11 protein-coding genes are annotated in these 13,700 nt (G+C 59.8%); 7 read left to right on the plus strand and 4 right to left on the minus strand.

Annotated elements, in window-relative coordinates:
- Window positions 1-8: 8 nt before the first annotated feature.
- From KDX30_RS16805 to tssA, 4 genes are all read right to left on the minus strand, one after another.
- Entirely contained in the window at window positions 9-497 is a 489-nt protein-coding gene (locus KDX30_RS16805; RefSeq protein ID WP_027900003.1) for an Hcp family type VI secretion system effector, read from the minus strand.
- A gap of 138 nt (window positions 498-635) precedes the next feature.
- The gene (tssC, locus tag KDX30_RS16810) at window positions 636-2,129 is read right to left on the minus strand and encodes a type VI secretion system contractile sheath large subunit (protein WP_027900004.1); all 1,494 of its coding nucleotides are present in this window, start codon (window positions 2,127-2,129) and stop codon (window positions 636-638) included.
- Between the two features lie 15 nt (window positions 2,130-2,144).
- Window positions 2,145-2,660 carry a type VI secretion system contractile sheath small subunit gene (gene tssB / locus KDX30_RS16815; protein WP_099270322.1) on the minus strand — a complete coding sequence of 172 codons (516 nt, stop codon included), beginning with the start codon at window positions 2,658-2,660 and terminating at the stop codon, window positions 2,145-2,147.
- 97 nt (window positions 2,661-2,757) lie between these two features.
- Window positions 2,758-3,774: a type VI secretion system protein TssA gene (tssA, locus tag KDX30_RS16820; protein WP_231676969.1), complete on the minus strand. Its 1,017-nt coding sequence runs from the start codon at window positions 3,772-3,774 to the stop codon at window positions 2,758-2,760.
- 402 nt (window positions 3,775-4,176) lie between these two features.
- On the opposite strand from tssA, the gene tagH reads away from it, so the two are divergent.
- The 7 genes from tagH to KDX30_RS16855 are packed head-to-tail and all read left to right on the plus strand — an operon-like array spanning window position 4,177 to window position 13,693.
- Window positions 4,177-5,601 (plus strand): type VI secretion system-associated FHA domain protein TagH, encoded by a 1,425-nt coding sequence (tagH, locus tag KDX30_RS16825; protein WP_231676970.1) that lies wholly within the window; start codon window positions 4,177-4,179, stop codon window positions 5,599-5,601.
- A gap of 48 nt (window positions 5,602-5,649) precedes the next feature.
- A complete protein-coding gene (tssJ, locus tag KDX30_RS16830; protein WP_099270320.1) occupies window positions 5,650-6,144 on the plus strand; it encodes a type VI secretion system lipoprotein TssJ in 495 nt (164 codons plus the stop codon).
- Window positions 6,145-6,159: 15 nt separating this feature from the next.
- Window positions 6,160-7,494 carry a type VI secretion system baseplate subunit TssK gene (gene tssK, locus KDX30_RS16835; RefSeq protein WP_122396883.1) on the plus strand — a complete coding sequence of 445 codons (1,335 nt, stop codon included), beginning with the start codon at window positions 6,160-6,162 and terminating at the stop codon, window positions 7,492-7,494.
- Window positions 7,495-7,500: 6 nt separating this feature from the next.
- Entirely contained in the window at window positions 7,501-8,823 is a 1,323-nt protein-coding gene (locus KDX30_RS16840) for a DotU family type VI secretion system protein (protein ID WP_231676971.1), read from the plus strand.
- Window positions 8,820-12,326, plus strand: a complete 3,507-nt coding sequence (tssM, locus tag KDX30_RS16845) for a type VI secretion system membrane subunit TssM (protein ID WP_231676972.1) — start codon at window positions 8,820-8,822, stop codon at window positions 12,324-12,326. Before KDX30_RS16840 ends, tssM begins: the two co-directional genes overlap by 4 nt.
- Window positions 12,323-12,973, plus strand: a complete 651-nt coding sequence (gene tagF, locus KDX30_RS16850) for a type VI secretion system-associated protein TagF (protein WP_231676973.1) — start codon at window positions 12,323-12,325, stop codon at window positions 12,971-12,973. The genes tssM and tagF overlap by 4 nt, the downstream gene beginning before the upstream one ends.
- On the plus strand, window positions 12,974-13,693 hold the full coding sequence (locus KDX30_RS16855) for a PP2C family protein-serine/threonine phosphatase (RefSeq protein WP_027900013.1): 720 nt from the start codon (window positions 12,974-12,976) through the stop codon (window positions 13,691-13,693).
- Window positions 13,694-13,700 lie beyond the last annotated feature (7 nt).

A 13,700-nucleotide genomic window follows, 5' to 3' on the forward strand; every position in this document is an offset into this window, starting at 1 on the left:
GCCTGCGATCAACGCTTGGTATTCGAACGAATGTTCCAGCCGTATTTGACCGCGCCGCCATCTTTGGTGCCGTCAGCTTTCTGTGGCTGATAGTCGACCAGAACCTGAGCGAAGTTCAGGGTCACGTTTTCAGTCAGACGATCATCGCTGCCCGAGCCGCCAGTGCTCAGCGAGGTGATCAGCACTTCTTCGAGGTTGATGATCAGGTACTCGACCTGGCTTTCACCACCGGCCTTGCGCACGGTAAGCGTGACCTTGTCGATGTGTTTACCGGAGCTGCACAGCATCATCAGATTTGGCGTGGACTTGTCGACGAACTTGGTGATCGACAGGTCCTGAATGTTCACCTTGCCAGCACCGCCACCGCTGCCGACGTGCATGTTGCCGGACTGGGACATGCCCCAGCTCCAGTTCAGCACGTCGATTTCGTCCTTGTGGGCCTTGTCCATGGACTCGCCCTTGATGTCACCGATCTTGATGAAAATATCGACAGCCATGTTCTCTCCTGATGTGGCGATGGCCACTGGTTTTGTGTAAAACGGCAGCGCCGTTTGGTCTACGACGCAGGAGCGGCTTTGGGGGGAAGCAGCCAGTGCTGACTCCCGGTCAAAGCCGGTCCTGCGATAACTGCTGAATCAGGCGCTTTTTGCCGACGGCAGCTTCGAAACCAGACGCAGCGATACCGTCAGACCTTCGAGCTGGTAGTGCGGGCGCAGGAAGAATTTCGAGGTGTAGTAACCTGGATTGCCTTCTACGTCTTCCACGACAACTTCGGCCGCAGCCAGTGGGTGCTGGGCCTTGGTGGTCTCGGTAGAGTGCGCAGGGTCGCCATCGACGTAGTTCAGGATCCAGTCCTGCAACCAGCGCTGCATCTCATCCTTCTCTTTGAACGAGCCGACTTTGTCGCGCACGATGCATTTCAAGTAATGCGCGAAACGGCACGTGGCGAACAGGTAAGGCAGACGCGCTGCAAGATTGGCGTTGGCGGTCGCATCCGGATCGTCGTATTCGGCAGGCTTCTGCAGCGACTGGGCGCCGATGAACGCGGCGAAATCCGTATTCTTCTTGTGCAGCAGCGGCATGAAACCGTTTTTGGCCAGTTCGGCTTCGCGACGGTCGGAGATGGCAATTTCAGTCGGACATTTCATGTCCACACCGCCATCGTCGGTCGGGAAGGTGTGTGCAGGCAGGTTCTGCACTTCACCACCGGATTCGATACCGCGAATCCGCGAGCACCAGCCGTAGTGTTTGAACGAACGGTTGATGTTCACGGCCATGGCGTAGGCCGCATTCGCCCAAGTGTAATTGGCGCTGTCGGCACCGTCGGTGTCTTCTTCGAAGGCGAAGGCTTCTACCGGATCAGTCTTGGCACCGTACGGCAGACGTGCCAGGAAGCGCGGCATGGTCAGGCCGATGTAGCGTGCGTCCTCGGACTCACGCAGCGAGCGCCAGCCGGCGTATTCCGGAGTGGTGAAAATTTTGGTCAGGTCACGCGGGTTGGACAGTTCCTGCCACGAGCCCATGCCCATTACGGTAGGCGATGCGGCCGCAATAAACGGCGAGTGCATGGCTGCACAGACCTTTGACAGTTCACCCAGCAGCTCGACATCCGGCGGCGACTGGTCGAAGTAGTAATCGCCTACCAGGCAACCGTAAGGTTCGCCGCCGAACTGGCCGTATTCTTCTTCGTACATTTTCTTGAAGATCGGGCTCTGGTCCCAGGCCGTACCTTTGAATTTCTTCAAGGTCTTGTGCAATTCCGGCTTGGAGATGTTGAGCACGCGAATCTTCAGTTGCTCATCGCTTTCGGTGTTGTTGACCAGGTAATGCAAACCACGCCAGGCGCTTTCCACTTGCTGGAATTCCGGGTGGTGGATGACCTGATTCACCTGCGCGGTGAGCTTTGCGTCGATGGCCGCAATGATCGACTCGATCGATTTGATCGCGTCGTTGGAGATGAGGTCAGTCTGTGCCAAAGCGTGTTCGGCCAAGGTCCGCACGGCGGTTTCAACCGCTTCGCGAGCACGCTCGGTCTTGGGTTTGAATTCTTGCATCAGCAGCGAAGCAAACTCGCTGGTTTCCTGAGTGGAGCCCTGTGGCGCCTGATTGTCACGCATCAAATCGGTCATGATCATTTGTCCTGATTAAGCACTGGGCTCGGAGTCCTGAGGCTTTGGCGCACTGGCCAGGGCCTGGAGCAACGCCGGATCCTTGATGGCTTTCATGATGATTTCTTCGGCGCCGGTCTTGCCGTCCATGTAGGTCAGCAGGTTGGCCAGCTGGGTGCGGGCTTCGAGCAACTGGTTCAGCGAATCGATCTTGCGAGCAACGGCAGCCGGACTGAAGTCGTCCATGCTTTCGAACGTGATATCCAGACTCAGGTTACCTTCACCGGTCAGTTCGTTCGGCACATGAAACGCAACGCGTGGCTGCATCGCCTTGAGACGCGAGTCGAAGTTATCAGCGTCTATCTCCAGAAACTTGCGATCGGCAACCGCTGGCAGCGGCTCGGCAGGTTTGCCCGCCAGATCGGCCATCACGCCCATCACGAACGGCAGCTGGACCTTCTTCTCGGCACCGTAAAGCTCTACGTCGTACTCGATCTGGACCCGTGGCGCGCGGTTGCGCGCTATGAATTTCTGAGAACTGCTGTTCGCCACGTTGCTCCTCCTGGTCGCTGATGCGACGGTGTTAGCGTCATCGGCCGGTGCCGGTAACGGTGTTGCGTAACTCGGGCCAGAACAACTCGATTACGAGTCAGTCGGCCTCGGGTCCGCGCAGATTTTCAAATTGGTTCATGCCGTCGGGAATCAGATTGCGCACGATGGTTGCGAAGTCCGCATTCACCAACAGCTTTGCGCGATTCAGCAACACCGGAAGCGGGCTCGAAGGCTCGTGACGGGCGTAATAACCGAGTATCAGATCCAGACTGCGCAACACGTCCTCACGACTACTGATCGTCCCTGAAGAACGGGCCGAAATCGGAGCGCTGGTTTCACTGAAAAGTTCGCGAGGTTCGTTTGATTCTGTGAGCGGCGTCTCGAACTCGCTGCGAACGGCAGTTTCACCCAGCACTTGCAGCGCCTGTTTGAGTGGCTGTTTCAAGGCTGAAAGATCAACACCCTGAGCCGACCCCACTTGCTCGGAAACTATCTGTTCGATGGCTTCAGCGGCGTCACGAGCAGCCCCCAGCGCGGCACGAATACCGTCCAACTGCTCGGCGTCTACGTCCTGCAGTGCGCCCGCCAATTCATCGGACGTCAGGCGTTCATCACCAAAATGCTGCAGGCCAGCGGCATTCAGCGCAGCGCGAAGACTGATCGGACCGAACGCCCGGGAGCGGATCAGGATGCTTTCACGCAGCAGCTGGATATTGGTGTCGCAGGTCAGACCGGCCAGAGCATTGATTCTGACGGTCGGGTCGTTGTCGTCATCGGCGTCGAGCTGCGGATAAAGATCGGTCCAGTACTGCGTGAGCAAATCGCGAGTCAGAACGAGGACGTTGCTCAGGCCGCTGATGCCGTCGAGGGCAAGGGCGCTTTGCAGGAGGAAATGGGTAATGCGCAAGTCTTTGCTGCGCTGCAGGAGAGCGGTGCTGGACTGCTCGATCTTGCGCCATTGGGGCGGCTCGGCGGGCTGAATTGAATCGCCCATGACGCGCTCGGGTTTGCCGAGTGCGTCGCGCTCCAACTGCAAAAAATCGGCGTCATATTCCAGGTCTTCGCCACACGGAGAGTTCGCGGAAACAGCGGCGAGTAACAACGGAACATCCACCAAATCGATCTCCCTATCGAGGTCCGGGAATAGTTACGAAAATATCGCAATCACTTTGCATAAATTCTTCCGGGTAACTTCGGAACTTTGCTGAAAGCGTACGATCTGTGATGTCACGTCGACATCACCATTATTTTATAAGTTGTGCATTTTTGGTGTAGGAAACAGCCAATGTCAAGGTAAGCTGTAAAGCTTGTGAAACAGTTGTGACCGGACTGGCATCCCACTGAACCCTACGGTCACAATCTGTACGACATCCATGAAGGTGTGTTTACAATCGCGGAATTTCAGCGAAATGGCCGATATAAAGGGATATTTTTGCTGTTTTGATCAAACTGTAATCGTTTTGTCGCAGAAACAACCTTTCCGTTTTTTTGTTCGCGATGCATGCAAGGAGGCGCGATGTCGCTGCGTTTGACCATTACGAGTTATCACAAGATAACGCCAGGCCAATGTCCCGAAAAATCAATGGACAAAGGCGTGATAGCGATTGGGCGCAGCACGGATAATGATTGGGTATTACCTGATCCTGAACGCCTCGTTTCAGCCAGACATTGCGTCATTCAATATAAAGACGGCCGTTATTATTTGACCGATAACAGCACCAATGGCGTTGAATTGGTCAATGCAGGCATCAGGCTGCGCCGTGGAAACAGTGAGCCATTACAAGACGGCGAAGTTATCCGGATTGGCGAATACGAAATACAGGCACGCATTGATTTCAATCTGCAAATGATGGAACCCGGCCTCGGCAACGTGGACGCCTCAAACAGCTTTGAAGCGCTGATGGGTCGCCAGCAGGCTCCGTCGTCGCCCGTCCCCGCTGCTGCACCGCTGGACATGCCGAGCGCGTCAGGTTTTCAGGGCTCGTCTTCGTTCGATACCCTGCCCGACCTGTTCGACTTTCTGGCGCCGTCTGCCGTCCCGCCGGTTACTCAGCCGGACCATGTGCCAGCTGAACGACATGACTTCCGGCCGCCGACAGCCACCCATGCGCCTGCGGCTCCCGTTCCTGTATTCGAAACACCTGCGCCCGCTGCTCCCACGGCAGGGGTAATCCCGGAAGACTGGGACCTGTTTGCAGATATGCCTGCGCCAGCCAGGCCAGCGGCAGTCAGCGCTGAACCTGTGCCAGAAATCCCGCCAGCGCCGATTCCTGTGGCCGTTGCTGCGCCCGTCCCGGCCCAGGAGCAACCGACGCCCCCCCCGGTTACAGAACCTGCCGCCAGTCACGCCCAACCTCAATTACTGCAAGCTTTTCTGCGCGGCGCAGGGCTGGATCAATTGCGCATCGATCACGCTCAAGCCGAAGCGCAAATGGAAGCCATCGGCCGCAGTTATCGGTTGATGGTTGAAGGCCTGATCGATGTACTGCGCGCGCGCACCAGCCTCAAGGGTGAGTTCCGCATGCAGCAAACCATGATCCGCCCGGTGGAAAACAACCCGCTGAAGTTCGCGCCCAATGCCGATGAAGCGCTGCTGCTCCTGCTGCGCCATGGCAATCAGGCTTTCATGCCACCGGACCAGGCAATCAGCGACAGTTTCGACGATTTGCGCGCGCATCAACTGGCCGTCATGGCAGGCGTCGAGGCCGCAATCAAACACCTGCTCAAACGGTTTGAACCCAGTGAACTGGAAGCGCGGATGAGTAAACCCGGCGGGCTTTCAAATCTCCTGCCCGGATCGCGTCAAGCTCAGTACTGGCAGCAGTTCAGCGAGCTTTACAGCAATATCTCCCGCGAGGCGGAGGATGATTTTCAAGACCTGTTCGGTTGCGAGTTCAGCCGCGCCTACGAGGAGCACAGCGCCCGGTTGCGGCGTCCGTAACAACGTGTTCGGCAACAGACAACGCCCCTGGATATCGAGGAAAAAAGGATGTTTCGTAGTGCTGTAGCAGCTCTTTTCATCATGCTGCTGGCCGCTTGTGCCAAAGACGCTCCACCTTCTGCAGACGCAGCGCCGGGCGCAAACGCGTTGACGTTGAATTTCCAGGCGATCGCCGGCCTCAATCCCGGCGCAAGCGGCCAGCCAGCACCCGTTCGAGTGCGAATTTTTGAGCTCAAGAACGCCGCTAACTTCACCCGCGCCGATTACTTTGGCCTGGTGGAGCGTGCACCTGCGACGCTCGGTCCTGACCTGATTGATCAGGACGAAGTGCTGCTGCAGCCCGGCGAACAATTGAGCATCCAGCGCCCGCTTGATCCTGCAACCCGTCATGTCGGGCTCGTCGTCGGTTACCGCGAAATAGACCAGGCGCAATGGCGTGCGGTGCTTGATGTCGCCCCCGGCCAACGCCGCGAATATCAGATCAGCCTCGACGTGCGAGCCATACGCACCGATGCCGCGATCCCAACCCGTCCCGCTCAATAGGCAATCGGAGAACTCATGTCCTGGAACAATCGAGTGGTCTGGTCGGAAGGCATGTTCATTGGAACACAGCATTTCCAGCAGCATGACCGTTACCTGGAAAACCTCATCGATGCCCGCAGTCGGCCATTGTCAGCCGGTGCCTGGGGGTTCTCCGAGTTATTGATCGATCAGGGCCTGCTTGCACAGGGCAAACTCGCAATCATCTCGGCCCGTGGGCTGTTGCCGGACGGGACGCCATTCAATATCCCTCAGGATGACCTGGCACCGAGCCCGCTGAGCATTGATGACAATCTACGTGACGGGCTGATTTACCTGGCCTTGCCACTGCGTCGCGCGGGCGCTCGCGACACGGTTGATGAAGGCGAAGAACCCGGCGCGGCGCGCTACATCAGCCAGGTGCGCGAAGTGCGCGATGACAATGCGCCGTTTGAGAACCGCGCACCGGTAGCCATTGGCTCCCGCGCGCTGCGCTTGCTGACCGCACAGGATGGCTTGGGTGATTACGCAGCCATCGGCATGGTGCGAATCAAGGAAAAACGTGCCGACCGGGCGCTGGTGCTGGATGACACTTACATCCCGCCGGTGCTGGATATCGCGGCCAGCGCCCTTTTGAGCGCGTTTCGCAGCGAGCTGTTGGGCCTGCTGCATCAGCGCGGCGAAGCACTGGCCGGGCGCGTGGTAGCGTCCGGCGCGGGCGGAGCCTCGGAGATCGCTGACTTCATGCTGCTGCAACTGGTCAATCGGGCTCAGCCCCTGATCCAGCACCTCGCTCACCTGAGTCCATTGCACCCCGAGCGGTTGTTCAGCGAACTGGTCAGCCTGGCGGGAGAGTTCGCGACGTTCTCCGTGGCCGAGCGTCGCCCAGCGGAGTATCCGCCGTACCAGCATGACAATCTGGCGCTGAGCTTCACCCCGGTGATGCACGCCCTGCGTGAAGCCCTGTCGATGTTGATCGACAGCAAAGCCACGCCGATTCCGATTGTCGAGAAAGCCTACGGTATTCATGTCGCCATGCTGGCCGACCGCAGCCTGATCGAAAGCGCCAGCTTCATTCTTGTCGTCCGCGCCGACGTGCCGGGCGAAACCTTGCGCGGCCGCTTTGCCCAACAGAGCAAAGTCGGTTCGGTTGAACACATCCGGGATCTGGTCAACCTGCAACTGCCGGGCATCGGCCTGCTGCCATTGCCGGTTGCGCCTCGCCAGATTCCGTATCACGCAGGCTCCACCTATTACGAACTGGACCGTGGCAGTGAACACTGGAAACAGCTGATGAATTCCGGTGGCTTTGCTTTCCATGTAGCCGGTGATTTCCCTGGGCTGAACCTGGCTTTCTGGGCCATCCGAGGATAAATGGCGATGACCCGGAACGACGATCCTTCGAACCCGTTTGAATCCCCCAATGACCGCACGCAGTTCATGCCGCGACCCGGTGGACGCGGGCCGCAGCCGGTAAATCCGGAGCAACCGACGGCCCCACCTGCTGCTCCCGCCGGCCCGGCGCTGACCGGCAAGGCGCAAGGCCTGAACACGCTGGAGTCCGCCGCCGGGCCATTGCTGGCTTTGCTCACGCGCTTGCGCAGCACCATCGCGCATCCCGCACCGGCGAGCCTGCGCGCACAACTATTGGGTTATCTGCGCCAGTTCGAACAGGACGCCGAAGCAGCCGGTATCGCTCGCAATGAGGTGCTGCTGGCGCGTTATGCGCTGTGTACCGCGCTGGACGAAGCGGTGCTGAGCACGCCTTGGGGCAGCACCAGTGAGTGGGGCAAACAAAGCCTGCTGATCACGGTGCACAACGAAGCCTGGGGCGGTGAAAAGGTCTTTCAGCTTCTGGAACATTGCCTGCAAAGCCCGCGCGAACGCCTGTATCTGCTGGAGTTGCTGTACCTGTGCATGTGCCTGGGTTTCGAGGGCCGCTATCGGGTAATGAATGACGGTCGCAGTCAGCTGGACGCTTTGCGTGAGCGGACCAGTGCAGCCATCCGCAGTGCACGGGGTGAATACGAACGCGAGCTGTCGCCTCATTGGCGCGGGCTGAGCGTGGCGCGTGATCGTCTTTCCCAATTCATGCCGCCCTGGGTCGGCGTAGCCATTGGCCTGGCGCTGCTGTTACTGCTGCTCTTCGGCCTGCGCCTGAAGCTGGCATCCGATGCCGAACCGGTCTTCAAGAATATCCATGCACTGGGTGAAATTCCGGTGCAGGCCATTGACCGTCCTGTCGTGCAGCCCAAGCTGGTAGAGCGTCCCCGCCTGGCGGGCTTCCTCGCTGATGAGATCAAGGCAGGCCGGGTCTCCGTGGAAGACGCTGTGGATCGCTCGGTGGTAACCATTCGTGGTGACGAGCTCTTCGCTTCCGCCAGCGCCAGCATCGTCGACGATTTCCAGCCCCTGATGCTGCGCATCGCCGACGCGATTCGTAACGTCAAAGGCCAGGTTCGCGTCACGGGCCATAGTGACAATCGCCCCATCGCCACCCTGCGTTTCCCGTCGAACTGGGCATTGTCCCAGGCGCGTGCCGAGCAGGTGTTGCAGATTCTCGCCGCTAAAACCGGTCAGCCGCAGCGCTTTACCGCCGAAGGGCGTAGCGACACCGAACCGCTGGCACCAAATAACACCAGCGAAGGCCGGGCGAAGAATCGCCGGGTAGAAATCACTGTTCTGGCGGAGGGGGTCGAGTGAAGGCGTTTTTCGGTTTTTTCATTCGCTGGATCGTCCCGGTTCTGGGCCTGATCGCGTTAAGTTTGATTATCTGGTTTGTCGGTCCGTTGCTCGAAGCCCTGGTGCCGGAAGGCCGTCGCTGGGCGCTGATCATCCTGCTGTTCGCGGCGTGGCTCGCGTACCGGGTATTTCGCATCGTTCAGGCGCGTCGTCAGGCCGCCAGAGTCATGCAAAGCCTGGCTGCGCAAGAGGCTCCGGACCCGGCCAGTGTCGCCACGGCAGAAGAACTCGCCACCTTGCGCCAACGCATGGACGAAGCGCTGACACTGCTCAAGAAAGCCCGACTGGGCGGCGATGAGCGACGCAATCTGTACGAACTGCCGTGGTACGTGATCATCGGCCCGCCGGGTTCGGGCAAGACCACTGCGCTGGTCAATTCCGGTCTGCATTTTCCGCTGGCGGCGCAGATGGGTGCGGGCGCGATTCGCGGTGTGGGCGGGACGCGTAACTGCGACTGGTGGTTCACCGATCAGGCCGTCTTGCTCGACACCGCCGGGCGCTATACCACTCAGGACAGCCATGCGCAGGTCGATAAAGCCGCGTGGCTGGGCTTTCTGGACCTGCTGAAGAATCAGCGTTCGCGGCGTCCTATCGACGGCGCTTTCATTGCCATCAGTCTGTCTGACCTGTTGCTCGGCACTGATGCTGAGCGTGAGGCGCATGCCGTTGCAATCCGCGCCCGTATTCAGGAGCTGTATACGCAGCTCGGCGTGCGTTTCCCGATCTACCTGATGCTGACAAAGCTGGATCTGGTGCCCGGCTTCATGGAGTTCTTCGATGCCTTGAGCAAAGAAGAGCGTGAGCAGGTCTGGGGGATGACCTTTGCCCTCGACGACGGCAAGAACGCGCAAGGTCCGCTGGCTGAATTTCTCAGTGAATTCGCCCTGCTGGAGCAACGAATCAACGCACGTTTGGTAGAGCGTTTGCAGCAAGAGCGTGATCCGGCCCGCCGCGATCTGATTTACGGCTTCCCTCAGCAATTCGGCGCGCTGAAAGATTGTCTGCAAAGCTTCCTGGACGGGGTATTCAAACCCAACGCCTACGAAGACCGCGCCTTGCTGCGTGGGGTGTACTTCACCAGCGGCACTCAGGAAGGCAGCCCGATTGACCGCCTGATCGGCGCCATGGCCCAAAGCATGAGCCTGGACCGCCAGCATCTGGCGCGCCAGAGCGGCACCGGGCGCAGTTATTTCATCCACAAGCTGTTCACCGCCGTGGCGTTTGCCGAGCGGGGACTGGTGGGCGTCAACCCGAAAGTCGAACAGCGCCGCAAATGGATTGCCCGTGGGGTTCTGGCAGCGACCATCGCAGTGGTGCTGACGGTCAGTGCATTGTGGTGGGTCAGTTATCGCGCCAACCAGGCGTACATCGCCCAGGTCGATCAGAAGGTCGCGCCTTTGGGCCAAAGTGTACAAAACCTGAGCCCGGCACAACGCGATGTGCTGGCGGTATTGCCATTGCTCAATGCGGTCAAGCATCTGGCAGGTGACGCACCGGACTGGTCTGAGGGGCTGGGGCTTTATCAAGGCGACATGCTTGAGGCAGAGTCCGGCAGCGTCTATCGCAAACTCCTCATCGCGGTCTTCGCACCACGCCTGGTGACGCGCATTGAAGAGCAACTCCACAGCGGTGGCAGTTCCGATTACCTGTACGAAGGTCTGAAGGCCTACCTGATGCTCGCCGACAACGAGCATTACGACCCTGACTTCATCAAGGCATGGATTGCTCTGGACTGGGACCAAAACCTGCCCCGCGACCTGCCGCCGGAACAACGCCAGCAATTGGGTGAACATCTGCAGGCGCTGTTCGAGCGCCACCCGCCTAACGCACGCCTGGACCAGCGCCTGATCGACGACCTGCGCCGCCAACTGCAACAGTTGCCCGTTGCGCAACGCGTTTATGACCGGGTCAAGCGGCACAAACTGCCCGAAGGTGTCGCTGACTTTCGCCTCAGTGAGGCAGCCGGTCGCGATGCGCCGCTGGTGTTTGCGCGCAAGAGTGGCAAACCGTTAGGCGATCCTTTGAGCGGCTTTTTTACCGCCAAGGGCTATCGGGAAGCCTTTCTGGCCACCAGCCTGACGCAAGCGGGCACGCTGGCAGAAGAGCAATGGGTGCTGGGCCGCGATCAGGCTGATCAACAGAATGTTGCCAGTCTGGCCGCGGACGTCAGGCGTCTGTATTTCCAGGACTACCTGAGAAACTGGGACGCCCTGCTCGCCGACATCGACTTCGTGCCCATCACCAGCGTGGCGCAGGCCGCGGACGTGCTGCGCGTCCTCTCCGGGCCTTCTTCGCCCTTGAAGAAACTGCTGGTGGCGGTCGCCAAAGAAACAGACCTGCAACAGGAAGAAAAACTGCTCGCTGCTCAAGGCAAGAAAGTCGATGGCAATGTCGATCAGCTCAAGCAAAAGCTCGGCTCGTTGCTGGGTCAGGAACAACCGGCCAGCAACACCGCAACGCCGGTCAGCAGCGAAGACCCGGTCAGTGCGCACTTTGCCGAACTCAACAGTCTGGTCAGCAAGGGCGAAGGCGAACCGGCTGCCATTGACGGTCTGTTGGCGGACATGAACGCGCTGTATGTACAGGTCAGCGCCATGGTCGGTGCCAGCGGTGATGCGCTGCTTGGCGAGGCGAAAAACTCGGCCACGGCCGCAGCACAACGCGTCAGTCTGACGGCAGAGCGCCAACCGCCTCTGGTACAAGGCTTGGTCAAATCCGTGGTCAGCTCCACCACCAACACGATGATGGGCGGTGTGCGTAACCAGTTGAACGCCGCCTGGGTGAGCGAAGTGGTCAACGTTTATCGCCAGTCCCTGAGCGGGCGTTATCCCCTGTCGCCCGGCAGCAATCGCGATGCCACGCTGGATGACTTCGGCCAGTTCTTCGGGGTTGGCGGAGTGATGGACAACTACTTCCGCAGATACCTGCAACCTTACGTCGATACATCGGCTTCCACCTGGCGCTGGCAGCCCGGTGCAGCACAGAAACTGGGGATCAATGCAGGCGTGCTGCAGACCTTCCAGCGTGCTGCGGCGATCCGTGATGCGTTCTTCCGTTCAGGTGGAACCCAACCGATGGTGCGCTTCGAGCTGAAACCGGTGGCCATGGATGCTTCGATCACCCAGTTCCTGCTCGACCTTGATGGCCAGCAGATCAGTTACGACCACGGCCCAAGCCGCCCTGTGGCGATGCAGTGGCCGAATGCCGGGAGCATCGGCGTGGTCCGTATGTCCATTTCGCCGCCATCGGCCAGTGGCCGCTCGGCCATTACCCTGGACGGCCCGTGGGCCTGGTTCCGTCTGCTGGAGCAATCGGACCTGGTGGCGGGCAGCTCGCCGGACCGTTTCAATCTGCGCCTGCGGGTCGACAGCGCGAGCATCTCCTACGAGCTGCGCGCCAACAGTGCTTTCAACCCATTCAAGAGTCGCGTCATCAGCGGCTTCAGCCTGCCGGAGCGGTTATGACGACAGGGTTTTACGGCAAGCTGGCCAGCCGCGGCGATTTTGTCAGCCGTGGCCTGCCGCAGAGTTTTATCAAGCCTTGGGACGCCTGGCTCGCCGCCGGGTTGCTCGCCAGCCAACAGCAACTGGGCAGCCAGTGGCTGGACGCTTATCTGGTCAGCCCGCTCTGGCGTTTCGCACTGGCCCCCGGCGTGTGCGGGCCTGATGCCATGGTGGGCGTGCTGATGCCGAGTATTGATCGGGTCGGGCGTTATTTTCCGCTGACCGTCGCTCAACCTCTGGCGAGCGATTACAGCCTTGGCGCAGTGGTGACCGGCCCTGAAGACTGGTTCGAACAGACCGAATCATTGCTGCTCTCGACGCTGGACGAAGGCGCCAGCTTCGAAACCTTCGACAGCAACCTGCAAGCACTGGGTGCGCTGCCTGCCACACCACGAAAGCCTGTGGGCAACTTCGCCGGCCTGCAGCGAATGGCCGCGACGGAACCTGCTCAGCGCAGCGCGGCACTGGTGGACAAGGCCTGCGACCACGCGAGTCTGTGGTGGGGCAAGGGCTCGGAACAGATCGCGCCGGGCCTGCTGCATTGCACTGGGCTGCCAGCCGCCGCGCAATTCGGCAGTTTTCTGCTTGGGCAAGGAGCCACGAACTAGATGTCTCGCATTACCTATAAATCTGCCTGCTACAGCCACGTCGGCATGGTGCGCAAGATCAATGAAGACGCCTTTCTGGAAGCGACCGACAACGGTCTGTGGGCTGTGGCCGACGGCATGGGTGGTCACGCCGCCGGGGACTATGTCAGCAGCCTGATCGTGGACAGTCTGCGGGGTATTCCGGTGTCGCAGGATCTGTCGCTGTACACCCGCGAGTTGCGGTCCCGGATGGCCGAGGTCAACGCGACGGTGCGCGAAGAAACCAAAACCCGTGGCGTGAGCATGATGGGCAGCACGCTGGTGTTGCTCGCCGTAAGAGAGGACGAAGGCGTGTGCCTGTGGGCCGGTGACAGCCGCCTGTATCGCTTGCGCGACGGTGTACTGGAAAGCCTCTCTCGTGATCACAGTTACGTCCAGGACTTACAGGACAGCGGCCTGCTCAGCGAAGCACAGGCCAGAGTGCACCCGCGCGCCAACATCGTGACCCGCGCCATTGGCGTGGAAGAAGGACTGGAGCTGGCCATGGTGCCGCTTCAGATCGTCCCCGGTGATACCTACCTGCTGTGCAGCGACGGCCTGAACAAGACCGCTGAAGATCATGAAATTCGCGACGTACTTGGCCACAGCGACCCGTATCAGGTGGTGCGCAGCCTGATACACCTCGGGTTGACGCGTGGTGCACCCGACAACATCACGGCAATCGTCGTCAAAGCCAACTGAAGAAAGC

This window comes from Pseudomonas quasicaspiana, assembly GCF_021147825.1.
GTDB classification, from domain to species: Bacteria; Pseudomonadota; Gammaproteobacteria; order Pseudomonadales; family Pseudomonadaceae; genus Aquipseudomonas; species Aquipseudomonas quasicaspiana.